The 25,584-nt window shown below is 35.2% G+C and carries 22 protein-coding genes; 16 read left to right on the top strand and 6 right to left on the bottom strand.

The annotated features are described in order from the left end of the window. Positions 1–63 precede the first annotated feature (63 nt). Positions 64–1,326, bottom strand: coding sequence for a mechanosensitive ion channel family protein (locus tag M666_RS16035; RefSeq protein ID WP_029446673.1), 1,263 nt, complete (start codon positions 1,324–1,326; stop codon positions 64–66). Between the two features lie 267 nt (positions 1,327–1,593). On the opposite strand from M666_RS16035, the gene M666_RS16030 reads away from it, so the two are divergent. The 10 genes from M666_RS16030 (at position 1,594) to M666_RS20650 (ending at position 11,952) form a co-directional block, all read left to right on the top strand. Continuing rightward, positions 1,594–1,785, top strand: a complete 192-nt coding sequence (locus tag M666_RS16030; RefSeq protein ID WP_024481017.1) for a cold-shock protein — start codon at positions 1,594–1,596, stop codon at positions 1,783–1,785. A gap of 209 nt (positions 1,786–1,994) precedes the next feature. Then, positions 1,995–3,761, top strand: a complete 1,767-nt coding sequence (locus tag M666_RS20280) for a cellulase family glycosylhydrolase (protein ID WP_029446672.1) — start codon at positions 1,995–1,997, stop codon at positions 3,759–3,761. 163 nt (positions 3,762–3,924) lie between these two features. Continuing rightward, positions 3,925–4,599 (top strand): NUDIX hydrolase, encoded by a 675-nt coding sequence (locus M666_RS16020; RefSeq protein ID WP_029446671.1) that lies wholly within the window; start codon positions 3,925–3,927, stop codon positions 4,597–4,599. Between the two features lie 20 nt (positions 4,600–4,619). Further along, complete coding sequence (locus M666_RS16015; RefSeq protein WP_151198076.1) at positions 4,620–5,129, top strand: nucleoside 2-deoxyribosyltransferase domain-containing protein; 510 nt, start codon at positions 4,620–4,622, stop codon at positions 5,127–5,129. 11 nt (positions 5,130–5,140) lie between these two features. Next, positions 5,141–6,595, top strand: coding sequence for a nicotinate phosphoribosyltransferase (locus M666_RS16010; protein WP_029446669.1), 1,455 nt, complete (start codon positions 5,141–5,143; stop codon positions 6,593–6,595). Between the two features lie 9 nt (positions 6,596–6,604). Further along, positions 6,605–7,633, top strand: a complete 1,029-nt coding sequence (locus tag M666_RS16005) for an ADP-ribosylglycohydrolase family protein (RefSeq protein WP_029446668.1) — start codon at positions 6,605–6,607, stop codon at positions 7,631–7,633. After that, positions 7,608–8,366, top strand: a complete 759-nt coding sequence (locus M666_RS16000; protein WP_029446667.1) for a phosphoribosyltransferase family protein — start codon at positions 7,608–7,610, stop codon at positions 8,364–8,366. Before M666_RS16005 ends, M666_RS16000 begins: the two co-directional genes overlap by 26 nt. Before the next feature lie 163 nt (positions 8,367–8,529). Then, positions 8,530–9,408, top strand: a complete 879-nt coding sequence (locus M666_RS15995; RefSeq protein WP_029446666.1) for an AraC family transcriptional regulator — start codon at positions 8,530–8,532, stop codon at positions 9,406–9,408. A 96-nt stretch (positions 9,409–9,504) separates the two neighbouring features. Beyond that, positions 9,505–10,464, top strand: coding sequence for an MBL fold metallo-hydrolase (locus M666_RS15990; RefSeq protein ID WP_158400253.1), 960 nt, complete (start codon positions 9,505–9,507; stop codon positions 10,462–10,464). Positions 10,465–10,497: 33 nt separating this feature from the next. After that, the gene (locus tag M666_RS20650) at positions 10,498–11,952 is read left to right on the top strand and encodes a nuclear transport factor 2 family protein (RefSeq protein ID WP_226989920.1); all 1,455 of its coding nucleotides are present in this window, start codon (positions 10,498–10,500) and stop codon (positions 11,950–11,952) included. 116 nt (positions 11,953–12,068) lie between these two features. Here M666_RS20650 and M666_RS15980 read toward each other — a convergent pair whose 3' ends face one another. From M666_RS15980 to M666_RS15970, 3 genes are all read right to left on the bottom strand, one after another. Continuing rightward, entirely contained in the window at positions 12,069–13,043 is a 975-nt protein-coding gene (locus tag M666_RS15980; protein ID WP_029446663.1) for an alpha/beta fold hydrolase, read from the bottom strand. Continuing rightward, the gene (locus tag M666_RS15975; RefSeq protein WP_029446662.1) at positions 13,043–14,029 is read right to left on the bottom strand and encodes an alpha/beta fold hydrolase; all 987 of its coding nucleotides are present in this window, start codon (positions 14,027–14,029) and stop codon (positions 13,043–13,045) included. Before M666_RS15975 ends, M666_RS15980 begins: the two co-directional genes overlap by 1 nt. Before the next feature lie 70 nt (positions 14,030–14,099). Beyond that, positions 14,100–14,663, bottom strand: a complete 564-nt coding sequence (locus M666_RS15970; protein ID WP_029446661.1) for a TetR/AcrR family transcriptional regulator — start codon at positions 14,661–14,663, stop codon at positions 14,100–14,102. A 219-nt stretch (positions 14,664–14,882) separates the two neighbouring features. On the opposite strand from M666_RS15970, the gene M666_RS15965 reads away from it, so the two are divergent. From M666_RS15965 to M666_RS15955, 3 genes are all read left to right on the top strand, one after another. After that, positions 14,883–15,632 (top strand): SDR family oxidoreductase, encoded by a 750-nt coding sequence (locus M666_RS15965; protein ID WP_029446660.1) that lies wholly within the window; start codon positions 14,883–14,885, stop codon positions 15,630–15,632. Between the two features lie 61 nt (positions 15,633–15,693). Beyond that, positions 15,694–16,566 carry an RNA polymerase sigma factor gene (locus M666_RS15960; RefSeq protein WP_029446659.1) on the top strand — a complete coding sequence of 291 codons (873 nt, stop codon included), beginning with the start codon at positions 15,694–15,696 and terminating at the stop codon, positions 16,564–16,566. A 245-nt stretch (positions 16,567–16,811) separates the two neighbouring features. Continuing rightward, positions 16,812–17,111, top strand: coding sequence for an EF-hand domain-containing protein (locus M666_RS15955; protein ID WP_029446658.1), 300 nt, complete (start codon positions 16,812–16,814; stop codon positions 17,109–17,111). A gap of 120 nt (positions 17,112–17,231) precedes the next feature. Here the strand turns inward: M666_RS15955 and M666_RS15950 are convergent, their stop codons facing one another. Continuing rightward, on the bottom strand, positions 17,232–17,984 hold the full coding sequence (locus M666_RS15950) for an arylesterase (RefSeq protein ID WP_029446657.1): 753 nt from the start codon (positions 17,982–17,984) through the stop codon (positions 17,232–17,234). A 26-nt stretch (positions 17,985–18,010) separates the two neighbouring features. Between M666_RS15950 and M666_RS15945 the strand changes: the two genes are divergently transcribed. Both M666_RS15945 and M666_RS15940 read left to right on the top strand, forming a co-directional pair. Next, on the top strand, positions 18,011–18,700 hold the full coding sequence (locus tag M666_RS15945; RefSeq protein WP_029446656.1) for an ABC transporter ATP-binding protein: 690 nt from the start codon (positions 18,011–18,013) through the stop codon (positions 18,698–18,700). Between the two features lie 47 nt (positions 18,701–18,747). Then, positions 18,748–21,243, top strand: coding sequence for an ABC transporter permease (locus M666_RS15940; protein ID WP_029446655.1), 2,496 nt, complete (start codon positions 18,748–18,750; stop codon positions 21,241–21,243). A gap of 495 nt (positions 21,244–21,738) precedes the next feature. Here the strand turns inward: M666_RS15940 and M666_RS15930 are convergent, their stop codons facing one another. Beyond that, complete coding sequence (locus M666_RS15930; protein ID WP_082007920.1) at positions 21,739–23,799, bottom strand: tetratricopeptide repeat-containing sensor histidine kinase; 2,061 nt, start codon at positions 23,797–23,799, stop codon at positions 21,739–21,741. Between the two features lie 435 nt (positions 23,800–24,234). On the opposite strand from M666_RS15930, the gene M666_RS15925 reads away from it, so the two are divergent. After that, a complete protein-coding gene (locus tag M666_RS15925; RefSeq protein WP_029446652.1) occupies positions 24,235–25,566 on the top strand; it encodes a sensor histidine kinase in 1,332 nt (443 codons plus the stop codon). Positions 25,567–25,584: the final 18 nt, after the last annotated feature.

Raw genomic sequence — 25,584 nt, 5'->3', positions numbered from 1 at the left:
CAAACACTAGTTCTAAAGTCCACCTCAAAAGGGTGGACTTTTTTTATGCCAAACGATGAAAGGTTATGCGTCTGAGCTTTTTTTAGGGGCTACAAAGCTTGAATTGCTAGGAAGCTCAAAGAGTTCTAAATGAAAATAAGGTACTGCAGCAATGATATGATCAAAGATATCTGCCATAATATATTCATAATTCTGCCAGCGTTTATCACTACTAAAGGCATAAATTTCTAAAGGAATTCCATGAGCTTCAGGAGCTAATTGGCGTACCATAATCATCATGTCTTTATTGATGCCAGAATGATTTTCTATGTGGGTTTCTATGTACTTTCTAAAGACACCAATATTCGTAAGATTTCTACCATTTAATAGCAATTCTTTGTTAATGTTATGATTGGTGTTATAAGTATCTATATCTTCTTGTCTAGTTTCCAAATAGGTAGTTATGGATTCAATTTTCTTAAGTTGCTCTATTTCTTCTTTTGCTAGATATTTAATACTGTCTAGTTTTATATGGAGAGCTCTTTTTATACGTCTCCCATCAGAAATTTCCATACCTCTCCAATTTTTAAAGGAGTCGGATATTAATGCATACGTGGGAATAGTAGTGATGGTCTTATCAAAATTTTGAACTTTAACTGTAGAGAGGTTAATTTCAATAACATCACCGTCTGCCCCATATTTTTCAAAAGTAATCCAATCCCCAATTCGGACCATATCATTAATCGATACTTGAATACTGGCTACAAAACCCAAAATAGTATCTTTAAATATTAAAATAATTACTGCTGAAGCAGCACCAATGGTGGTAATAAATTTGATAAATTCTATTCCTGTGATAATGGCAAAGGCAGACATGATTCCTAGAAGCCATGCAAAAATCATAAATACCTGTATGTAACTATCTATAGGTTTATCTTTTAAACTGTTTAAGGTTTTAAAGTAATCCTTAAGTGTATTTAAAAAACTACGAACAATCCATAAGGTTAAAATAATAGCAAATACTTGCAAACCTTTTTCTACAAGATTTTCAAAATAGGGGAAATCTATAAACACGTAGGGAATTAGTTCTAGCGCTATGATTAATGGAATGATATGTGCAATGCTGCGTGGAGCTTTATTCTTTACCAATAAATTATCAAAATTGGTTTTTGATTTAAGGGTGAATTGGGTGAATAGTTGTATTAAAACTTTTCGAAGAACAAAATCTACCAGCACAGTTAAAAGTAAAAGTGCTACCAGTAGTGTAAGCATGTTTAAATATTTAGAAGAGTTGTGAGATAATCCTAACTCTATTAAATAAGTATATAAAAGGTGTTCAAAATTCATAGTTGTATAGTTTCAAAAAATAGCGATGCTAAGAAAAACGGAGTCGTTTTTATGGACCGCAAAAATAAGTATCTGCCCATGTAATTCCTTTATTTTAGCATATTTTTATTAATTATGGGGATTTAGAAAAGTTTTTTACACTTGTAACTAGCGCTATCAGAGCCCTCGTAATAAAAAACAGTTAAAAAAGCCCGTAATATGTTGTTTATTAATAAAATGGCACGACCTTTGTCTTTTAATAAGTATTATAAATTTAATTACATTACCATGAGTAAAGGAACAGTAAAATTTTTCAATGACACTAAAGGATTTGGATTTATCACAGAAGAAGGTGTTGAAAAAGATCACTTTGTACACATTTCAGGATTAATTGACGAAGTACGCGAAGGCGACGTTGTTGAATTTGATCTTCAAGAAGGAAACAAAGGCTTAAACGCAGTAAACGTAAAAGTTATTTAATATATACTTCAAGTTTTACAAAAGCCCATCTATTTATTTAGATGGGCTTTTTTTATTTAATATGTAGTCAAATAACATTCTTTTTTTAAGGTAGGCCATCAGCCTATAGGATATGAGGTATAGGCGAATTTGTAGAGATTTTAGTAACTATTATTTTTGATAGAGAGAAAATATCAATTAGCTTAGTGTCTAATTAAAACCCCAATATCATGAAAAAAAGTAACTTTAAACAAAGAGTAAACGCCTGTTTATTCTTCACAAGTCTGCTGTGTAGTTCCGTAGTCTTACAAGCTCAAAATTATTGTTCCTCTACACCCGTAGCGGTTCACGGTAGTTTAAGCGTAAGTGGGAATAGGATTGTAGACAAAAACAACAACCCTGTAAGTTTTGCTGGAAATAGTTTTTTCTGGTCCAATTCCGGATGGGGAGCAGAAAAGTATTACAACGCAGATGTTGTAAATTGGCTGGCGGCCGATTGGAATACTACTATTGTGCGAGCAGCAATGGGAGTAGAAGATTCTGGTGGGTATTTGAGTAATCCTACTGAGAATAAGAACAGAGTTAAAGCGGTAGTAGATGCTGCTATAGCAAAAGGTATTTATGTCATCATAGATTGGCATTCTCATCATGCAGAGGATAATGAAGCTGCTGCGATTTCTTTTTTCCAAGAAATGGCTCAAACCTACGGCAACAATCCACATGTAATTTATGAGATTTACAATGAGCCTTTACAAGTATCTTGGTCTAATACTATTAAGCCGTATGCAGAAAGAGTATCTGCGGCCATTAGAGCGATAGATCCAGATAATTTAATTATTGTTGGAACATCTACTTGGTCTCAGGATGTAGATATTGCTTCAAATGATCCTATTACCAGTACCACTAATATTGCATATACATTACATTTTTATGCGGCTACGCATAAAGAAAGTCTGCGTCAAAAAGCACAAACAGCCTTGAATAATGGTGTTGCGCTTATGGTAACAGAATGGGGTAGTGTAGAAGCGAGTGGTAATGGTAATGTAGATACTGCGTCTACTGATGCTTGGATGTCTTTTCTAGCTACTAATAATATTACGCATGCTAATTGGTCTCTTCATGATAAAAGTGAAGGCGCTTCTGTTTTAAATCCAGGTGCCAGTACCACTGGTGGTTGGGCCGCTAGTAACTTAACAGCATCAGGGACTAAAGTAAAAAGTATTGTCAAAAACTGGAAACAGTATTGCTCAGATACGGGTACTGGTGGTGGTACGACTAACCAAGAGCCTAGCGTAAGCATAACAAGTCCTGCAGCAAACAGCTCTTCTGCAGCCGGAACGACTATTCAAGTAAAAGCTACAGCTACGGATGCGGATGGCACAATAACTCAAGTAGCATTTTATGCAAATGGGAGTCTTATTGGTACAGACGTGAGTAGTCCATATACGCAAAACTGGAATCCAACTTCAGGATCTTATACGTTAACGGCTATAGCAACAGACAATGCTGGGGCTAAGACTACAAGTACAGCAGTTGCGGTTACCATAGGAACTCTGCCTGGTGGTGGCACCTGTACTGATTTACCAGTATGGAATGCTAATACTGTGTATGCAAATGCCGGAACTCAAGTTGTTTTTAATGGTAATATTTATAAGAATAACTGGTACACCAAAAACCAAAGTCCCGCAACCAACTCTGGACAATGGGAAGTATGGACTTTAGAAAGTTCTTGTACCGCCATAAATGCTACGAGTGCACGTACTGAAATAAAGCTCTATCCGAATCCTTCTAGTGATAAAATACAAATTGAAATAGGTGATACAGAAGATTTTTCTAGAGTAACCATCTTAGATTTTCAAGGAAGCGTAGTGTATGAAAACAAAATCACCTCAAAAGGAACCATTGAAATTCCGTTAAATAACTATAATGAGGGAATGTACTTTGTAAAACTATCGGGTAAAAAAGAAGTGACCAAAAGCTTTATTAAAAAGCGATAACGAAAACTAGTTATACTATTTTAAAAGGAAACCGTCTCTAATAAAGAGACGGTTTTTTTTTATAGAATATATAAGATGAACTACCATGGTGGGCAATCCAAACAAAGCATTGATTGTATCACAGTTGATTATTGTATATATTAGCGTACTAAATACGCATAGTATGCCACAATCAATTCAACTTTCTGTAGATGCTGTAGTCTTTGGCTATGAATCAGGAACCATATCTGTATTGCTTATTAAAAGAAAATATGAGCCTTTTAAGGGGCAATGGGCAATTCCTGGTGGTTTCGTTTTAGAAGAAGAATCTTTAGAAGAAGCTGTAGCAAGAGAACTTAAAGAGGAAACAGGTATCGCTATAAATTACCTAGAACAATTGTATACGTTTGGTCATCCAAAGAGAGATCCAAGAAATAGGGTCGTGTCTGTGGCTTACTTTGGTTTAATTAAACCCAGTGCATTTAAAATATTAGCAGCAACTGATGCAGAAGAGGTGCAATGGTTTAAAATAACCGAACTACCAAGTTTGTCTTTTGATCATGAAGAAATACTGCAAATGGCGATAACACGGTTACAAGGAAAAATCACCTATGAGCCTATTGGTTTTGAATTATTAGATACAAAATTTCCCTTCTCTGATCTAGAGAAACTATACACAACACTTTTAGGAAGAGCTATAGATCGACGTAATTTTAGAAAAAAGATGCTAAGTCTTAATATTTTAGATGAACTCGATGAGAAAGTTTCTAAAGGTTCGGGTAGACCTGCTAACTTGTTTAAATTCAACAACAAGCGCTATTTTGAGCTTAAGGAAAAAGGCATAATTTTCGAGATTTAAAGGGTTTAAAATTATTTTGTGTGAAAATAACGCAAATAAAAGTTGCGGAATGTTTAAAAGCATTTTATATTTGCGTCATAATTACGCAAATAAAGATTATGGTATTCACATCAGAAACAGCGCTTCCAATAAAAGAATCAGACCAACGTTATATTTTCTTAGCAGGAAGTATGGCATCTAAGCAGACTATAAATTGGAGAAATCAAGTGGTTAATAGCTTACGTAATTCCTATCAATTTTTAGATCCTACGAAGGAGCATCATGATACTTTAAATGCAACTCAAATGGAAAAACATGTGGAGTGGGAGTTAGACGCTATGGCTATGGCAGATATCATACTGCTTAATTTCCTTCCCAAAGCATTATCACCCATATCATTAGTAGAGTTGGGTTTGTATGTAAATACTAAAAAATTATATGTAGTCTGTCCTAAAGCGTTTTATAAAAGTAGTTATGTGCTTACTTTATGTGAAAGGTATCATACGCCAACTTTTAAGACACTTCCAGAGGCAATAGACACACTAACTTAAAATAACATAACATGAACGGATTATTTTTAACAGACGGATACAAAACAGGACACCACCAACAATATCCAAAAGGAACAGAAGAAGTATATTCTAATTGGACACCTAGAAGTAATAAATATGCGCCAAAAGGGTGTGATAAAGTAGTTTCTTTTGGGCAACAATATGTATTTCAATGGTTGCATAACTATTTTCAGGATAATTTCTTTTCGAAACCAAAAGCACAAGTCTGCAATGAGTTAAAAGAGGAGCTGTCTTTATACCTGGGAACCGATTATGATGTAACGCATTATGAAGAATTACATGATTTACAATATTTACCTATCAGAGCTAAATCGTTACCAGAAGGACTAGAGGTTCCTATTAGAGTACCTATGGTAACGGTGGTAAATACAGATAAAAAATTCTATTGGATTACAAACTTTTTAGAAACTATTTTGTCTGCCATGTTATGGCAACCAATGACTTCTGCATCTATTGCCTTATGTTATAAAAGGATTTTCAAAAAATGGACGTTAGCCACCGACAAAGAAAATATGGGCTTTATAGATTTTCAAGGGCATGATTTTTCTATGCGTGGAATGGGAGGTTTACAAAGTGCGGTTTCTTCTGGGATGGGCCACGCAGCAGTGTTTTTAGGATCAGATACCTTACCTGTAATTAGTACGCTTCGCAACTACTATCATGCCAAAGGCTTTGTGGTAGGCTCTGTGAATGCTACAGAACACTCCGTAATGTGTGCAGGAACAAAAGATGATGAATTGGGTACATTTAGAGCTTTAATGGATACGTATCCTACAGGGGTATTATCTGTGGTGAGTGATACTTGGGATTTATGGAAAGTACTTACGGAATATCTCCCACAGTTAAAAGAAGAAGTTTTAGCAAGAGATGGTAAATTGGTGATTAGACCAGATAGCGGAGACCCTGTAGACATTATCTGTGGCGAAGCTGCGGTACTTGGCGCTCAAAGTCCTAAAGATAAAGGTGTTGTGGAACTCCTTTGGGATATTTTTGGAGGTACTGTAAATGCACAAGGTTTTAAAGTTTTAGATGCACATATTGGTGCTATATACGGGGATAGTATTACTACAGAAAGAGCAGAGAATATTTGTCAACGTTTGAGTGATAAAGGTTTTGCTACTACGAATGTTGTCTTAGGAATTGGTTCTTTTACTTATCAATTTAATACTAGAGATACTTTTGGTTTTGCAATGAAAGCTACCTCTGTAGTGGTAAATGGTGAACGAAGAGAAATTTTCAAAGATCCAATTACAGATGACGGAGTTAAAAAATCGGCTAAAGGATTGATAAAAGTGGATGTGGTTGATGGAGAGTTTGTTTTGGTAGATCAAGTAACACCAGCAGTAGAAAGCGAAGGAGCATTGCAGGTAATTTATGAAGACGGAAAATTTATGAATCAAGTAAACCTACAAGAGATAAGAGATCGGATCAATGAGAATCTATAAATTTTTGTAATGATAAAGGAAATACTTTTAGGTATAGCGATTGGAGATGCATTTGGAGCGGGAGTAGAGTTTCAAGATAGAGATTGGATACGCCAACATGTAGATTTCTCAAAATTTGTAAATGCTAGAGACCAAATAAAAGTTGCACCAGAAAAAAAGGAAGTATTTACCAAAAATTACACTGCTTGGGAGTATACAGATGATACTGAAATGACTATTGGATTAATAAACGCCTTAAATTCGGGAGAATTTTTTTCTGAAAATTTATTAGTTCAAAAATGGAAAGAAGAATATGACCTTGGTAAAGCTCAAAAGGGATACGGAAGAAATGGTCATGGCTCTATGAGTTGGTACTATTCTGGAGCTAAAACAATAGAAGAAGTTCGGGATTTTCAAAGGGATAGACCTAATCCAGGAAATGCTCCAGCAATGAGATCAGTTCCTTTGGGCTTGTTGCGGGATGATTTGATTAATGAGTATGCCGCTATTAACGCCAACGCTACGCATCCAAATAAAAATGCAGTACTATCCAGTCAATGTATAGCTAGAGCATCAGAATATGTACTTATAAAAAAAGGAGATAGAGCCCATGTTATTGACTATTGCTTTAGTACGGTTAATTTAAACGAAGAATACAAAGCATATCTGTCAAAAGTGAATGAGCTAAGTATGTATGAAAACTTGAATACAGAAGAATTTACCATTCTATGTGGAAGTCAACCCATACAAGCTCCGTATTTTTTGCCTGGAATAAACGGAGTGCCGTCAGATTCAAAGTTTACTGCAGGAGCGGTTTTATATGTACTTAAGAATTCTAAAAATCCTTTTGAAGCATTGAAGAAATCAGTTTTATTAGGAGGAGATGTAGATTCAGTCGCTTCTATTACAACAGGGATAATGGCTGGAAGATTTGGTTTAAAAGGCATTCCTCAGTTTATGATCAATACTATTGAAAACTTAAATTATTTAGAACAAGTAGCTGAAAAATTTGAACAAAATAAAAATCTTACAGATGAAATACGAAATAAAGAAATTTAATGATGGGCAAGTAACCGCCAAAATTATAGAAGGAGGCAATTTAGACCTTAAGATTAGAGGAAATAGCTATCAAGATTTATTTACCATAGCTGCTATAAAAGAGGCTTGGGATGCAGAAAATGCCATGCATAAAAATGCAGTCGCCACTTTAACCATTTTATGTTTAATTGGGCAACGTTCCGATAGACGGTTTCATAAAGCAGAATCTTTTGATCTGAAAGTCATTGCTAATTTTATCAATAGTATGAAGTTTGATAAAGTTTCTATCTTACATCCGCACAGCCCTATTTCTCTAGCATTGATAGCGAATAGTGAAATGATTTCTCATTTTCAATATGTAGAAAAGACTTTTAAGTCATTAGGCCATCCGGTATTGGTGAGTCCAGATGCAGGGGCTTATAAAACCACGCACGAAATTGCAGAAAAGCTGGCAGCGGATTTAGTGCCTTCTAATAAAGTTAGAATTAATGGCGCTCCGGTAATTAGTATTCAAGGCAATGTAGAAGGAAAAGAATGCTTGATTGTAGATGATTTAGCAGACGGTGGAAGAACCTTCAAATTCTTAGCAGAAGCACTTAAAGTTCAAGGAGCCACTAAGGTATTTTTGTATGTAACCCATGCACAATTTAATTATGGCTTTGAGGAGTTAAAAGAGAGTATTGATCATATTTATTGTACTAATAGTTTTAAAGATATCACAGATACTTATGTAACGCAATATGCAGTTCTTTAAAGCGATAGAGAAGTAGTCTTTTAAATAAAAAACGCTAAAATTAGAAGTGTAGGAACAGATTATAAAAAAACGTATTCTAATGAATACGTTTTTTTATAATCGTATCTCTTGTAGAAAAAGCGATATAACCTAGCAGAAGCTAATAATTTCATACTTTTACTTTATGATAAGCTCCTTGCCTCAGATAGCGTATAAATCAGATATTCCATTGGATATTGAGGTAATGACTTTTGCCCAAACTCAAGCACAATTGAATAAAACGGAAGATCATGATCCATTTTCTCCTCATAAGATTCAGTTTTATTTAATATTGATTGTTACAAAAGATTTCTATACCCATTATGTTGACTTCAAATTTTACGAATTAAAAAAAGGGAGCATTCTATTTATTGCAAAAAATCAAGTACATCATTTTACAGAAAATTTTCAAAATATAGAAGGGTTTTGTATTCTATTAAACAGTCAGTTTTTAGAACAAAATTACTTCCTTTCTAATAGTATTCATTTAGATAGGTTATATAATTACCATTTAGAAACGCCATTAGTGACCTTGGAAGGTACAGAGGGAGCTATCTTTTTAGAGACAGTCCAAAACCTTTATGTAGAGTATAATTTAGAAGGTGGTTTTGCAAAAGCAGAAATGTTACGTGCTTACCTACATATATTACTTATAAAAGCAGAGCGCGTTAAACAATTACACTCTACGAGTAGTGTTAAAACGCTCTGGCTTGAAGTATTTAATACGTTTAAAAATTCACTTGAAGTGAATTATGTAACTACTAGAAATTCAAAATTTTACGCAGAAGAATTACGTATATCCTATAAGTTTTTAAATGATGTCGTTAAAAAATTAACGGGTAAAACAGTGAAAGGCTTTATTGACGATTTTGTGACGATTGAAATCAAAAGATATTTGTTATCAACCTCCTTATCCGTAAAAGAAATATGTTATAAAACGGGCTTTGATGAGCCTGCGAATATGACTAAGTTTTTTAAGAAAAACACCCAGATTACTCCCTTAAAATTTAGACAACAAGTTTAAGTAGTTGGTTATACTTTTACTGTTTTTGTCATCATTTTGATAATTGAGATATGCCTTGCAAACTGCAACTTTGTCGTATCAAAAAAATCAATGAAAATGATGAACTATTTAAAATTACCCTTAGGGCTTTTAGCCATTTTTACCACACTATTTTTTGTGTCATGTTCAGATGATGAAGACGACGCACCAACGAAAACCGATTTTGGAACAGCACCTTCCACCTCTTTAATTACTACTGGAGTAGTGCAGGTACGTACTGAAGATACCGTGCGTTATCACACGATTGATTTTGCATCGGCACCCTACACGGTTACGATCGTAGAAACTGCAGACGCTTTAATCCTTGTAGATTTAGGTCCAGCTCCAGATTTTGCCGTAGAATTGGAAGCTTACGTGTCCGCAATTGATAAGCCAGGTTCTGTTATCATTACCCATAATCATGGAGACCATTTTGGAGGAGCAGGTAGTTTTTCCGATTTAGACTTCTATGCGGAACTGACGGTAGCAGAACAATTGAACAGTACCGAAGATTTTACAAGCCTACATCCAAACAAAGTAATTGGTGTTACTGGTTCGCAAACTATAGGAGGCTTAGACTTTACCTTTGATAAGGTGTCAAATGCAGAAACAGGAGAGAATGGCTATTGTTACAATGAAAAGTACCAGCTACTCTTTTCAGGAGATTTAGTGTATAACTTATCACACCCTTACTTAAGAGAATACACCCCGAATCTTGGTGAAGATGAAATTGACAATTGGTTAGCAGGTCTTGCCGTACTAAAAAGTAAATTCTCTAATTATTCACATTTATTTGTGGGTCATAATGGGTCACGTACAGATGTAGCAAAAGCAATTGATGAAAATATAGCCTATTTAAATGACGCACAAGGGTTAATCAAAGGCACAAAATTAACTTCTGAAGGAACTACAGCTACAACACAGCAGCAGGTAATTGATGAACTTCAGTTACTGTATCCTACCTATACGGAAGGCGGACTCTTCCTATCGCTTCCAGAGGCATTTTTTCCTGGTGATCCTGGAGCAGATTGGTTTTAATATTTCTCTTAACTAAACACACACATATATATTATGAAAACAAAATTAATAGTACTTAGTCTATTTACCATGGTAATAGCAAGTTGCCATGCAGAAAAGAAAGAACCAACAACAGTTTTAGAGTTCACAAGCTTTAAGCTAAAAACTACGGCAAGTGAGGCAGAATTTAATAAACTTGATGCAGAAATAGAGGATTCATTCACGAGTAAACAACCTGGTTATATCAGACGTCAAAGTGGCGTTAATGAGCAAGGGGAATATGTGGTAATGGTGTATTGGGAATCTCTTGATGCAGCAAAAGCTTCTATGGATAAATTTATGGCAGATAAAGCTGTTGCTACTTATGCGGGTATGATTGAAAGCAGCACCATGAAAATGTCTCGCTTTACCATCGCAGATAAATTTACGGCAACAAATAGTACGTTTACGGAAGTAATGACCTTTGAAACAAAAGAAAATACGGATGCCAAAGCCTTTAAAAAGGTAAATAAAAAAGTTGGCACGGAATTTAGTGAGCAACAAAAAGGATTTTTACAACGTATTACGGGCTCTAATGAAGCGGGAGAGCAAATTGTAGTAGCGTATTGGGATACTAAAGCAAATTCTGATGCCGTAATTAATGATTTTATGCAGGCGCCAATTGCCAAAGAATTTATGGGAATGATGGATCAAACGTCTATAGCTATGATTCGTTACCAAGCATTAAGTGCATTAAAAAATGTGACACTCACGAATAAAGATAAAGTGGTTGCTTTGCTAAACAGTTTTAATACTGGAGATCAAACACCAATTTCGTATATTAATCCAACAAAATATATTCAGCACAATCTAGGCGTTGCAGATGGTTTAGAAGGTTTTGGAGCTGTAATGCAACATGCTCCAGAAGGAGGCTTTAAAGCTGATGTACTTCGTGCTTTTCAAGATGGTGCTTATGTATTTACCCATACATCTTATGACTTTTTTGGTCCAAAAGCAGGCTTTGATGTTTTTCGTTTTGAAGATGGGAAAATAGTAGAGCATTGGGATAACTTATTACCTGTTGAAAAACCAAACCCTAGTGGAAGAACACAATTTGATGGAGCTACAGCGCTAACAGATTTAGATAAAACGGAAGCCAATAAGGCTGTTGTTAAAGGGTTTATTGAACATGTTTTATTGGGGCATGAAATGGATCAATTAACGAGCTATATCAATCCTAAAGAGTATGTACAACACAATCCTGCGGTAGCAGATGGTTTAGAAGGTTTTGGAGCAGCTGTGCAGTATTTCGCAGCCAATAATTTAGTGATGGAATATGATAAGCTACACTTAGTGTTAGGGCAAGGCAATTTTGTGCTTAGCATTAGTGAAGGTAAATTTGGAAAAGGAGCACATACCGCTTATTATGATTTATTTCGTTTAGAAAACGGACTTATAGTAGAGCATTGGGATGTTATAGCGCCAATTCCTCCAAAAACAGAATGGAAAAATAATAATGGGAAGTTCTAATAACTATCCTATTTAAAAAATTATAAAGGAGGACTATCAATATTTTGATGGTCCTCCTTTTTTTATAAAGCAACGCTGCAGCTATTACTTGTAAAAGCTTAAATTTTACCGAAGCACTATGGGAGGAAATTAAGTATTAGTAATGCAATATCACGAGTCTTTTCTTCTACGGCAAAATGCCCAGCATCTAATAAATGTAGTTCCGCATTGGGTAAATCTTTTAAATAGGCTTTAGCGCCGTTTGCATTAAATTTTACGTCTTTAGCACCCCATACAATTAATGTTTTGGGCTGAGTTTCTTTCAACATCTTTTGCCAAGTAGGGTAGGCAAGTAGGTTGGTGTAATAGTCTTGGAACAATTGTACCTGAATTAATCTATCGGCTCGGGTTTTTAAGAATGATAGGTCGTGAGTCCAAGCATCAGGACTTTGAATGTTATAATTGGTCGTATCAAGATCAAACAAGTATTGTTTCGTAATAATCACCTCTTTACTGGTAATGTGATATAAAAAATCAAGTTCTTCTTGTGATGTATCTTCTTGTGCCTTCTTAAAAAATGCTTGTCGTTCAGGTGTCAATCCGTCTAAATAAGCATTAGCATTTTGTACTATTAAAGCATCGATTCTTTCAGGATCCTTCATCATCATTCGGTAACCAACAGGGGCACCAAAATCTTGCATATACAAGGTGTAATTGGTTATTTTAAGTTTATTTAGTAATTCATTAGTGTATTCAGCCAACAAATCAAATGTATAGGTGGTTGTTTCAGGATTAAGATGATCACTATAACCAGAACCTAAATTGTCTGGCGCAATAATATGATATTGGCTAGCCAACATAGGAATCAAATTCCGGTAACTATGGGAAGAAGATGGGTAGCCATGTAATAATACAATCGTGGGTTTTTTAGGATCGCCAGCTTCTCTATAAAACAAATCTACACCGTTTACTTCTAGGGTATTATAGGTAGTGGGTGGTGGCAGAAAAAAGGATACCTCCTTAGCGGTTTCTTCTTTAGTTTCTGTGGGCAGTTCTTGGCAACTTATCACGAGTACACTCATGACGGCAAACAAATAGGTGCTAATTTTCATTATCCTCGTGTATGTAAAGTTTTCATAAAAGCGCTTATTTTTTTAATAATAGCATCACCATCTTCTTCCAGCGCAAAATGGCCCGTATCATAAATGTTATAATCTATGGTCTTTACATCTTTCTTAAAAGCTTCTGCGCCACTTTCAGGAAAAAAGGCATCGTTTTTACCCCAAACAATCAATAATGGAGGTTGATGATCTCTTAAGTATTGTTGCCACTTAGGGTATAGTTTTACATTGTTCTGGTAATCATAAAATAAATCTAACTGTACGGCATGTGCATTTGGTCTAGATAAGCGCAAGTAATCCAAATTCCAGCTATCAGGGTTTACCGTTGCTATATTTCGTACGCCATGGGTGTATTGCCATTTTAAACCTTCTAATGAAAAAGCTGGTAACAAAGCAACTTCAGTTTCTGTAGTTCTATGTTCCCAAAGGGCTCTAATTCCCGCCCAAGCTTCACCTAATCCTTCTTCATACGCGTTTCCATTTTGGTTGATGATAGCAGTTACACGTTCTGGGTGCGCTGTTGCAATTCTGAAACCAATAGGAGCTCCATAATCTTGGATCATTAAGGCGTAGGAATTAACTCCTTTTTTTTCTAGGAATGTATCTATAGTAGAGGCGATAGTATCAAACGTATAGGTATAGTCTTTTGCATCAGGAAAATCACTATTTCCAAAACCAGGATAATCAGGAGCTATTAAATGGTATGCTCCAGATAATTGTGAAAATACTTTTCTGTATTGATGGGATGATGCCGGAAATCCATGTAGCAAAACAATAGTTTGATTTTCAGGATTACCTGCTTCTCTGTAGGCAATATCAATGCCATCGATCTTTATGAATTTGTATCGGGTGGCATACTCTTTTGACGTCATTAGTTCATTAACGCTAGTATTATTAATAGGAGATGGATCTTCATTTTTTGAGCCACACGAGAATAACGTAATGGCGAAGAGTACTGTTGTTGCGAGATTTTTCATAATTTTTTTAAATTTCAAGTATAAAAGATGTAATTACCGACCATTCGGTAAAATATGTATGTAAATTTTTTTATGGTTTTAGGTAGGTAGTTTGTATTTCTTGTAGAGTAGTTTCAAATATAGCTAAGTCATTCATGCCTCTTGTAACAATAAGACTTCCTTGTATCTTTATCAGCGTATCAACAGCTTGCTGCTGTGCTTCAGATGCCGTTAAGCCTAAAGCTATTCCTATATTTTTGAAGGCATGAATCCATTTGCTCATTCCTCTATGAATTTGGACTTCAAATAATTCTAAACTTTGGCCCAAAGAAAGCGCCCTAAAAATGCAAGTTTCTTTACCATGATCATAAGATTTTCTAATTTCGGCGATGCCTTCTTTTATTCTTGCTTCAGGGGATTTGTTCTCATCTAACAATAATGTAAACAGATGTTGATCTACCCATTCTTCTAAAAAATCGAGAACAGCAGTGGCCATTTCTTGCTTGCCCTTCGGAAAACGGTGATAAAGACTCGCTTTTTTTAATCCGGTACTTTCCGCTAATTCAGCAAGGCTAGTGCCTTCATATCCTTTAGAACGAAAGGTTTTAACTAGACTTATCATGATTTCGGTATCTTGTACTTTCTGTGGTCTCATGCTGCAAAGATAAACAAATAAAGTTATTACCGAACGATTGGTAAAATAAATTAATCCTATTGGAATATGTGAGATATATTTAAGGTAATTCTGTTTTCATCTTTTTACGACTGAGCGGTAATTATTTGCGCCTAGAAAAAATAGTTTTGTAACACCATCACTTTTCTAGTGTCCAAATAAAGCAGGACAGCGAATTGTCTTGACTAAATAAAAAAAAGCATGAGAAAGTTAGAAGGAAAAACAGCAGTTATTACTGGCGGTACTAGTGGTATTGGTTTAGCAACAGCGCAAGAATTTATTACTCAAGGCGCCAATGTAGTTATTTTTGGTAGGGGTCAGGAAGCTTTAGATGAAGCTGTAACGCAATTAGGAGACCATAGTTATGCGGTACAAGGAGATGTTACCAATCAATTGGATTTAGACCGACTTTATTCAGAAACGGCTAACAAATTTGGGGGTATCGATGTTTTATTCATCAATGTAGGAAAAGGAAAATTAGCTCCAGTAGCAGACACAGATGAAGCTTTTTTTGATGATATGATGAATGTAAATTTCAAAGGTTCTTATTTTACTTTACAAAAAGCTATTAAAAATCTGAATCCAAAAGCATCCGTAATTATCACTACGTCTTGGTTAAATGAGATTGGTTTTGGCGGGAGTAGCTTGTTAAGTGCTAGTAAAGCGGCATTAAGATCTTTAGTGCGTGTAGCGTCCGCAGAACTTGCAGAACAGGGAATTCGTGTTAATGCCGTTAGTCCAGGGCCTATAGGAACTCCTTTCTGGGGAAAAATTGGATTGCCTGAAAAGGTACTTTCTGGAGCAGCCGAAGCGATTACCGCACAAACAGCCTTAAAACGTTTTGGAAACCCTGAAGAAGTGGCAAAAGCAGTATTGTTTTTAGCATCAGATGATTCCTCTTATATCGTGGGCGAAGAGATTCCAGTACACGGTGGAATAAATGCCATATAGTAGTACTTAAAAACCTCATTTCTATATATTTGAAATGAGGTTTTAAAAAAAAAATAAACATATGAAAGCTCTATTCTCAGATAATTATCCAGACTATACCGATACGGAGTTGGTTCATTTAGCCTTAGAAGGTGATAAAAAAGCATTGCAAGTAATAATTATACGGCATCAACTTTTTGTATACAATCTTGCACTTAAAATGGTGGGGAATGTAAGTGATGCAGAAGACCTTACCCAAGAAGTTTTTATTAAAGTCATTACAGCTTTATCCAAATTTAAAGGCGAAAGTAAGTTTACCACTTGGTTGTACCGGATTACGGTAAATCATTTTATTAATAGCAAACGCCAACACTCAAAATTACAACGGGTAAATTTTGAAACTTACTTTAATGCCATTGAAGCCGTGCCTAACCATGCCTTAAATGATCTTGACGAAAAGGAGCTCAAAGATACCATAGAAGAAATCAGGATTAACTGCACTACAGGTATGTTGCTTTGCTTGTCTAAAGAACAACGCATGATCTATATTCTAGGAGAAATGTTCGAAATTGATCATAATCTAGGCGCAGAAATTTTAGGAATTACCGCAGGTAATTTTAGAATTAAACTAATGCGCACGCGCAAAGAACTCTACAATTGGATGAATCAAAAGTGTGGTTTGGTCAATACCAATAATCCTTGCAGATGTGCGAAGAAAACAAGAGGGTATATAGCGCAAGGAAAAGTTAATCCTGATAATTTACAATTCAATACCAGATATACTTCAAAAATTAGTGCGCTTTCAAAAAAGAAGGCAGTAAGCTTTACGAATACCGTAGAGGATTTAAATAAAAAAGTATTTCAAAGTCAGCCAGCCCAAACACCCATACAAGCCTCAAAAATAGTGACGGATATCTTGAACAACGATTTAATAAAATCAATTTTAGACTTCTAAATTAAACTAGTTCAGTAATTCTAGGTTCTGTAGGCATTGTAGCGTATATAGTAGTTTCTCTCATTAAAAAGAAAATACCTATTTCAAAAATATTACGCGTTTTCTAAAGAACCTATAATTTTAATTTTTCATCTATACATAGCTACCATGTGTAGGGAGAATCCGGCGATTGGTCTAAAGTTTTTTCTACGGCAATTAGCTAGGGGTATTTTTGTGGTCAAATAAAATAATCTAAACACAAAATCATGAAAAAAGTTCTTCCCACTATGATGTTAATTGCGGCATTATCTAGCTGCTCTAGTACAAAAAATATGAATACGGCTACTATATCACAGGCTGCTACATTATTGAGTTCCTTAAGTTCAAACGCAACAGTTCAGCAAGTCGCTAGTCTTTTCAGTCTTTTAGATACTAATAATGATGAAACCGTTAGTTCATCAGAAGCTATAGGTTCTATTGCTGATAACTTTGGCGTACTGGATACAGACAACAGTGCTGGCCTGAGTCTTACGGAAATGGAAGGTATTCTTGCTTTATTGAAGTAGAGAAATAACAAGGTAATTAAAGTCCTTTCACCGAAAATGGAAGGATTTTTTTATAGCGAGCATATAGGTAGCTAAAGAGAAGGGGCGTCAAAATAGCCTATGAAATCTGAATGCTACAGGTTATTTTTGGGACTTCAATAATGGTAGTAATACATCCCAAACAGTATTTGCCAAAATTTTATGGCCTTGAATATTAGGGTGAATGCCATCCTTTTGATTTAGCGCCGCAATTCCTCCAACATCTTTTAAGATAAAAGGTATAAATTCTAAACTATTCTTCTCAGCTATATCTATAAATAGCTGTTTGAATTTAGTGGTATACTCCAAACCTATATTTGGAGGTAGTTGCATTCCGGCAAGGATAATTGTTGTATTCGGACTTTTCTCTTTAACCACATCAATGATGGCCTGCAAATTAGCACTGGTTTCAGATAGCGCTACACCACGTAAACCATCATTAGCACCAAGTTCTAATAAAAATATGCTAGGTGTCTGTTTAATTACCCAATCTATTCTGCTTTTACCTCCAGCAGTGGTTTCGCCACTTACTCCAGAATTAATCACTGTATATTTCAAGCCCAAAGAATCTAACTTTTGTTGTAATATACCAGGGTAGGCATTGGCGGTATCATCAAGTCCATAACCAGCTGTAATACTATCACCAAAACATAGAATAGTTTTGGTGGTGGCATCAGTAGCTAAGGTCTGTTCTGTTGCGGGAGTGGTACTTTCGGTTTCTGTTGTTTTTTCTGTTTTGGCATCACCACAAGAGTAGAGTAAGACCACCATTAGAATATAACAAAACTTTAGGAGTTTAGGCACTACTGATATTGGCAGATTTGAAAGCAATTGTTTATTTTGGGGCTTGGTCATGAGTCACGATCTAAATTAAATTTAAGATGTCAAAGATATTAAAGATTACCGGGTTGGAAAAAACATACACTAGCGGTAACAAACAATTAACGGTATTGCACGATATCTTCTTAGAGGTAGAGAAGGGGCAAACTTTTTCTATTATTGGTCCTTCTGGAAGTGGGAAAACCACATTACTGGGTTTATGTGCAGGTTTAGATCAGCCTAATAAGGGTACTGTAGAATTATGTGGTCAAGATTTAAGTTTACTGAATGAAGACCAACGTGCGCAATTACGAAATAAGGAAGTTGGTTTTATTTTTCAAAATTTCCAGTTATTACCAACACTAACGGCACTTGAGAATGTAAGTGTTCCTCTAGAATTACAGGGAGCTAAAGATGCCAAAGAAAAGAGCGAAATTTTATTGGAAAAAGTAGGGCTAGGCAAGCGTATGCATCATTACCCCTCACAACTTTCTGGTGGCGAGCAACAGCGGGTAGCATTGGCGCGCGCTTTTGTAAACTCACCTTCCATATTATTTGCCGATGAACCCACGGGAAATTTAGATGAGGAAACTGGTGAAAAGGTGATTAATTTATTATTTGATCTCAATAAAGAACTAGGAACTACCTTGGTGATTATTTCTCATGATTTAGAATTGGCGAATCGTACACAACAAATTGTACGACTTAAAGGTGGAAAAATTATTGCAAATCAACTTACCACAGCACTGTGAACAGATCCAACACTAAAAATAAGTTACAAATAGCCTGGCTTTTTAAAATGGCATGGCGTGATGCCAAAGCAAGTAAAGTACGGCTTATTTTATTTATGTCATCCATTATCTTGGGTATTTCTGCTGTGGTATCCATACAGTTATTTAGCACCAACTTAAAGGACAACATACAGCGCCAATCTAAGAGCTTAATGGGGGCTGATTTTATTATAGATTCAAAACAAATACCTAGTGAACGGGCACAAACGATTATAGATTCGCTGCAACCGGATGCCTATGAGGTAAATTTTGTCTCTATGATTACTTTTCCAAAAAGTGGCGGCACTAAATTGGTAAAAGTACGTGGTCTGGAAGGCGAATTTCCATTTTATGGAGAGATTGAGACAGAACCTACCGTTGCAGCAGATACGTATCAGGATTCAGGAGGAGCCTTGGTGGATGCAACCTTATTACTTCAATTTAATGCGAAACCGGGAGATTCTATAAAAATTGGAAAACTAACATTGCCCATTTCCGGTGCATTAAAAGCGATTCCTGGGAGTACTGCCATTTCTACATCGGTAGCACCACTTGTTGTTATTCCCTATCGTTTTATAGCAACTACGGAATTATTGCAATTTGGAAGTAGAAAAGAATACCAATATTTCTACAAAGCGTCGGACACTTTAAATATGACAAATCTTGAAAGTAAAATCGGACCACAGCTCGACTTTGAAGATGCAGATTTAGATACCCATACGAGTACCACAAAACGTCTTGGTAGACGCTATGATAATGTAGGTAAGTTTTTAAACTTAGCGGCGTTTATAGCTTTGCTCTTAGGATGTATTGGTATTGCGAGTTCTGTGCATATCTATATTAAAGAAAAATTAAGTGCCATCGCCGTATTGAAATGTATGGGCGCATCTAGACTGCAAAGTTTTTTAATATTTCTCATTCAAATTGCTGGGATTGGAATTCTTGGAGGGCTTATGGGTTCATTGATTGGAGCAGCGTTGCAAGAGATTTTTCCATACCTTTTAAAAGACTTCTTACCGTTTACTATAGAGATGAATTTATCGGCACAACCTATTTTTATGGGGGTATTTTTAGGGCTATTTATGGCTGTTTTATTTGCACTCTTGTCATTGCTTCATACTTGGTATGTTTCACCATTGGAAGTGTTGCGTGTAGATGAGCAGGCCGTTAAAGAACCCGTTGGAATTAGGATTTTAGTATTTTCTATTATTCTAATATTTCTATTTTTATTTTCTTTCTGGTTGCTTCGTGATGCGCTCTATGCTCTGTTTTTTGTAGGAGCGACACTTCTTACTTTTGCTTTGTTAACGGGGGTAGCCTTAATTTTTATAAAAACAATAAAACGATTTTTTCCCAAACGATGGAGTTTTCCATTACGACAGAGTTTACTCAATTTGTTTAGACCTAATAATCAGACTGTAGTTTTGGTGGTTGCGATTGGTTTGGGGACCTTTTTAATTAGCACCTTGTATTTTACCAAGGATATTCTACTGGCAAAAACGGAAGTAGGTCAGGGTACTGAAAATGCTAATATCATTGTATTAGATGTACAACCAGCACAGGTTGATGCCGTGGCACAAAACATAACATCTAAAGGCTTACCTATACTCAATAATATTCCATTGGTGACCATGCGGATGCATAGCATAAAAGGACAACCGGTAAACGTATTACGTCAAGATAGTACACGGCACGTGCGCGGTTGGATTTTAAACCACGAATTTAGAACTACGTATCGTGATTCTCTTGTCTCGTCAGAAAAACTGGACAAAGGTAAGTGGACACCGCGAATAGCGTCAGGTGATCCAGTGCTTATTTCTATTTCAGATAATATTGCAGCTGATGCCAATATTACGGTTGGTGATCCTGTGGTGTTCAATGTACAAGGTGTTCTTATGGAAACTACAGTGGGAAGCATTCGAAAAGTAGATTGGACACAAATACAACTCAATTTTTCTATAGTATTTCCAGTAGGTGTGCTAGAACAGGCGCCACAGTTTAATGTCTTTACGACCAAAGCCCCCGATGAGGCAAGTTCAGCAGCTTTTCAACGTGATTTAGTGGCTGAATTTCCAAATGTTTCCATCATCGATCTAAGACAAGTTTTCACTGTAGTAGAAGATATATTGGATAAAGTTTCATGGGTTATTAATTTTATGGCATTTTTTAGTATTCTCACAGGAATTATTGTTTTGATTGGTTCTGTAAGAACTAGTAAATACCAGCGTATTAAAGAGAGCGTTTTGCTTCGCACATTGGGAGCTAAAAACGCGCAGATTTTAAAAATTTCGGCTTTTGAATATGTCTTTTTAGGACTGCTCGGAAGTTTAGTCGGTATTTTATTGGCATTGGTAAGTAGCTTATGTTTGGCCGTATTTGTATTCAAAGAACCATTTGCACCCTCTGCAATTCCGTTTTTAGTGTTTTTACCCGGAATTACATTGTTGGTTTTAGCGATTGGTCTAAGTAATATACAAACGGTTCTAAGGAGTTCTCCTTTAGAAGTATTGCGTAGAGAAAGATAGATTTTCGTCTTTAAATTTTAAAACTTTGAGTTAAATTCCAAGCTAATAGTAAATAATGATTAGGGAGTTAGCGTTGAAAATCTAATAATTAGGTGTCCTGTAATTTGAACCATTAAAAAATAACTATGTTAAATATTTTGTATTTATTTCAGATACCTATGGGTACTCGCAACCCGGATGACAATGGTCCTATTGATTTTTCAAGTCCGTTTGAGGTCATAATGTATATTATCATGCCTGTACTAATGATTCTTCTTTATATTTTTTGGAGGCGAAATAAAAAAAAGAAAGGAAATTAATTAGTTTATATTTTCTATGTATTTATCAGTAGAACTGAAAGTACGCGAATCCAATACACACTAAAATGAGTTGTAGTGTTTGGGTACACTATCTATTGAAATAACTAAGAGATCCTATTTGAAGGTATGGACCACCCTTTTATTTGTTACTATTAAAGAGTATTAAAAGAAAATGATGCTTGGCTTATTAAATATATTAAATTGCCACGGTTGTTACGGTGGCTGTAGGTACTGTAAAGTAAATAGTGGTACCTTTATTTTGAATACTTGACACCCATAAGGCACCACCATTGCTTTCTACCATATCCTTACAGATAGAAAGTCCTAGACCAGTACCTTTTTCATTATGGGTACCATAGGTAGAAGTAGCATGTTTTTTATCAAATAGTTTGGATTGGGTCTCTAAAGCCATTCCAACACCATTGTCCGTAATTTCTATTTGCAGTTCATTATTTTTTTCAACCATCTTAAGGATAATTTCACCCTTTTGATGGGTAAATTTGATAGCGTTGCTAATAAGGTTTCTTAAAATAATATCTAGGTGATTTTTATCACTAAAACTAATGGTGTTTTTTGGAATATTATTTTGAATGCTAATTTCCTTTTTATTCGCAATAGGGATTAAGAGCGAAAGGGTAGAAGTAGCAATCAAATGAACATCAACATTTTCTTGTTTTAAGGTAATACCCTTCATTTGTGTTCTAGCCCAAACTAGAAGATTGTTGAGCATTTCAGAAATACCTTGAATGTTTTTCAACGCTTCCGGAAATAATTCATCATAGTCTTCCTGGCTGATACTTTCATCAGAAGACATTTTCATTAGACCATGAAAGGAGTTTATCGGGCCTTTAAGGTCATGAGCGATAATAGAGAAGAGTTTATCTTTAGTTTTATTAGATTCTTTGAGTTGTGCTTCACGCATTATCAAAGCATTTTGTTTCTCTTGTAAATTCTCGGTGTATTTTTTTTGAAGTTTATTAGTTCTATAAATCAGGATTAAAATAAGGGTAACTACTAAGAGCGCCGCTCCGGCTAGATAGGCGTAATTTTTTTGTTTAGCAATGGCTTTATGCTGTTCTTCAATTAATGCTTTCTTTTGGTTTTCAAACTGCATTTTACTGCGCAGTACGCCGAGTCCCTTTCTAAATTTTTCTACTTGCCCTTTTTCATAGAGCTCCATATATTTTTGTTGATAGGAGTAGGCTAAAGCATCGTCTCCTTTTTGATGAGCAACTTTAGATAAAATTAGATTGGCGTCTTTTACACTTTCAGCAATACTAAACTCGGTAGAAATTGCTAAGCCTTTTAAAGCATAATTTTCTGCTTCCGCAATATTTTTAAGTCCTAAATAACACTTCGCAATTCCGTTATAAAGCAAAGTGTATCCGTAAGAGAAATCTATTTCATCACATAGTTGCTCTGATTTTTTGTACCAAAGTAAAGCCTCATCATAGTTATTTTGCTTCAAGGCTATAGATCCTTTTTGCTCATAAGCATGAGAGATCCAGTCTTTCGTATTTTGTTTTAAAAAATAGTCAAGGCTTTCATCTACCATACGTTCTGCCTCTTTATAGTTTCCTAAATCAGCGTATTCCGAAGCCATGTTTAGAAGGGTATAGGCCAGTATTTCTTTGTTTCCTAACTCCACATTTAACTTTCTGGCAATCTCTAAAAAACTTAAAGAGGTCTCAAAATCTCCATTCTCACTATATAAATTAGCAATATTTACGTTAAGGCTTACCATCATGTCTACATTTTTAGCTTCGGTAGCCACGGTCAATGCTTCTAAAAATTTAGTTAGGGCGCTAGAAGAATCTCCTAGAAGCCAGTAATCAAGGCCCATATTGTTTAGCGCCTTCAGTTTCTCATTACTCAAATGGTAGGTATCTGCTACCTTCAAAGCCTTCATGTTGTAGTCATGAGCTTTATCGGTTTCTCCTTTTTCAAAGTAAAAATATCCGTAGGTAGATAGTGCTATACTTTCTCCGCTTCTGTAGTGCGTATCTAAACTTAATTGGTAGGCTTCTTTCAGTAATAGTTCTGTACTATCGGCATTGGTTCGTATTTGAGATTTTGCCAAATTAAGCATTAGATCTATATATTCAGGATTCTGGGGTTTGAAATTAGCATTAGAACGAAGTTCCTCTATTTTAGTACGGGTACTTTTTTCTTCCTGTGCAGTAAGTGAAGGCGCACAACACATAACGAAAATAATAGCGATGATGAGACGCCTATAGCAGAAAATGAAATATTCCATTACTTGTAATTTTAGAAAATGTACAAATACTAATAATTCTCACATAATTTTTGTTGTGAATGGAATAGTTTTGTTTGCCAGTGATCATTTCTTGTTTTTTAAGTATCCAGAGGGGCCTAGGTTTCACAACTCAAGGACTCAAAGACTTCTTTTATTAGATAATCCTAATGCACCGTTTTGTTTAGAATAAAAACGATAACTTATTGTATATTAAGTAATTTATAATTTTTATAAGGATTTTTAATAGCCATGTTTTTTGCGGATAAGGCATATTTAATTGCTGTAGTATAATGCTTACTTTTAGAAATTGTTGTGGCATTAAAATTTATTTACGTTCTTACAAATTCTTTTTATCCTCCTTAATTTTTGTATTAAGTAAGGAAAGAGTATTTTGGGGAAAAGAGCTATTTTTTATCTTAAATCTTTTAGAAACGAATGAAAAATCAACCACTAGAGACCAACAGTTCCCTTTCAGGAAAGCAAGAAAACGCAATTCTTCAAGAAGAGAAAGATAAAATTATAGAACGCCAATTACGTTTTCAAAATCTATTGATTAGTATCTCAACGCAATATATCAACTCAGATTTATCAGATATAGATACCTTAATTAATGATTCGTTAAAGCAGATTGGGGAATTTGTTTCTTCTGATCGGAGTTATATTTTTTCGTATGATTTTGAAAATAGAACTTGCTCTAATACGTATGAATGGTGCTCGGAAGGTGTTGAACCCGAGATAGATAATCTGCAAAATATCCCTACGGACTATATCAATCAATGGCTTGAAGCACATCAAAATGGAGAGGCGTTTTATGTAGAAGATGTAAGTCTTTTACCAGAAGATGGAGAACATGGATTGCGAGCGATATTGGAACCGCAAGGAATTAAAAGTTTAATCGTTATTCCGAAGATTAAAAACAATGAATTGATTGGTTTTGTTGGTTTTGATTCTGTTCAAAAAATAAATAAGTACACCGAGAATGAAAAAGAAATTCTTTTTGTTTTTGCCAATATGCTCGTAAATGTTATTCAACGAAAAGAGAACGAAGAACATATAAAAGCGCAGGAAGAAAAGAAAGAAGAATTACTAAAAAACTTATCCATACAGAATCAGGAATTGAGTGAATACGCGCATGTAGTATCACATGATTTAAAGGCACCGCTGATTAATATTCACACTTTAATTGGTTGGTTTATGGATGATCATAAGGAGACTTTGGGAGAAGAACTCTTGAATCCGTTAAACCAAGTTTTGTTTAATGTAGAACGAATGGATTTTCTAATTAAAGGAATATTAGATTATTCTACGATAGATAGAATGGAATCTCAAGATGCACAGATAGATTTTAATGTGATGTTGAAAGAAGTGCTAGAAACCATGCTTATTCCAGATACGACTACAATTAAGATTCAAGAAAACTTACCTACCCTCTTTGGCAATGCTTGGCGCTACAAGCAAATTTTTCAAAATTTAATTCAGAATGCCGTACGGTATAGTGATAAGGAACAGGGGAATATTGAAGTCGGATTTGTTGAAAAGGGCGATTTTTATGAGTTTTTTGTAAAAGATAACGGCATTGGGATTAAGGCAGATTATTTTGAACGCATTTTTAAAATTTTCACCAAATTAGAAAGCACAGGATCTTCATCTGGAATAGGCCTTTCTATCGTGAAAAAAATAGTAACGTTTTGCAAAGGTTCTATCTGGTTAGAAAGCGAAGAAGGCGTAGGAACTACCTTTTACTTCACACTTCTAAAAACCAACTAGAAACTGAATAATCAAAAG

It is taken from the genome of Cellulophaga baltica 18 (genome assembly GCF_000468615.2).
GTDB lineage: Bacteria > Bacteroidota > Bacteroidia > Flavobacteriales > Flavobacteriaceae > Cellulophaga > Cellulophaga baltica.
Note: the sequence above shows the minus strand (reverse complement) of the source record. Positions and strands in the feature narration are given on the sequence as shown.

Excerpts from the sequence above, each read along its gene's own strand:
- M666_RS15950 (WP_029446657.1), bottom strand. The coding sequence starts at position 17,984 with ATGACCAAGCCCCAAAATAAACAATTGCTTTCAAATCTGCCAATATCA.
- M666_RS20280 (WP_029446672.1), top strand. The coding sequence starts at position 1,995 with ATGAAAAAAAGTAACTTTAAACAAAGAGTAAACGCCTGTTTATTCTTC.
- M666_RS15990 (WP_158400253.1), top strand. The coding sequence starts at position 9,505 with ATGATGAACTATTTAAAATTACCCTTAGGGCTTTTAGCCATTTTTACC.
- M666_RS15975 (WP_029446662.1), bottom strand. The coding sequence starts at position 14,029 with ATGAAAAATCTCGCAACAACAGTACTCTTCGCCATTACGTTATTCTCG.
- M666_RS15995 (WP_029446666.1), top strand. The coding sequence starts at position 8,530 with ATGATAAGCTCCTTGCCTCAGATAGCGTATAAATCAGATATTCCATTG.
- M666_RS16035 (WP_029446673.1), bottom strand. The coding sequence starts at position 1,326 with ATGAATTTTGAACACCTTTTATATACTTATTTAATAGAGTTAGGATTA.
- M666_RS15970 (WP_029446661.1), bottom strand. The coding sequence starts at position 14,663 with ATGAGACCACAGAAAGTACAAGATACCGAAATCATGATAAGTCTAGTT.
- M666_RS15980 (WP_029446663.1), bottom strand. The coding sequence starts at position 13,043 with ATGAAAATTAGCACCTATTTGTTTGCCGTCATGAGTGTACTCGTGATA.
- M666_RS16030 (WP_024481017.1), top strand. The coding sequence starts at position 1,594 with ATGAGTAAAGGAACAGTAAAATTTTTCAATGACACTAAAGGATTTGGA.
- M666_RS16010 (WP_029446669.1), top strand. The coding sequence starts at position 5,141 with ATGAACGGATTATTTTTAACAGACGGATACAAAACAGGACACCACCAA.
- M666_RS16005 (WP_029446668.1), top strand. The coding sequence starts at position 6,605 with ATGATAAAGGAAATACTTTTAGGTATAGCGATTGGAGATGCATTTGGA.
- M666_RS15940 (WP_029446655.1), top strand. The coding sequence starts at position 18,748 with ATGGCATGGCGTGATGCCAAAGCAAGTAAAGTACGGCTTATTTTATTT.
- M666_RS15925 (WP_029446652.1), top strand. The coding sequence starts at position 24,235 with ATGAAAAATCAACCACTAGAGACCAACAGTTCCCTTTCAGGAAAGCAA.
- M666_RS15945 (WP_029446656.1), top strand. The coding sequence starts at position 18,011 with ATGTCAAAGATATTAAAGATTACCGGGTTGGAAAAAACATACACTAGC.
- M666_RS16000 (WP_029446667.1), top strand. The coding sequence starts at position 7,608 with ATGAAATACGAAATAAAGAAATTTAATGATGGGCAAGTAACCGCCAAA.
- M666_RS15960 (WP_029446659.1), top strand. The coding sequence starts at position 15,694 with ATGAAAGCTCTATTCTCAGATAATTATCCAGACTATACCGATACGGAG.
- M666_RS16020 (WP_029446671.1), top strand. The coding sequence starts at position 3,925 with ATGCCACAATCAATTCAACTTTCTGTAGATGCTGTAGTCTTTGGCTAT.
- M666_RS15955 (WP_029446658.1), top strand. The coding sequence starts at position 16,812 with ATGAAAAAAGTTCTTCCCACTATGATGTTAATTGCGGCATTATCTAGC.
- M666_RS15965 (WP_029446660.1), top strand. The coding sequence starts at position 14,883 with ATGAGAAAGTTAGAAGGAAAAACAGCAGTTATTACTGGCGGTACTAGT.
- M666_RS20650 (WP_226989920.1), top strand. The coding sequence starts at position 10,498 with ATGAAAACAAAATTAATAGTACTTAGTCTATTTACCATGGTAATAGCA.
- M666_RS15930 (WP_082007920.1), bottom strand. The coding sequence starts at position 23,799 with ATGGAATATTTCATTTTCTGCTATAGGCGTCTCATCATCGCTATTATT.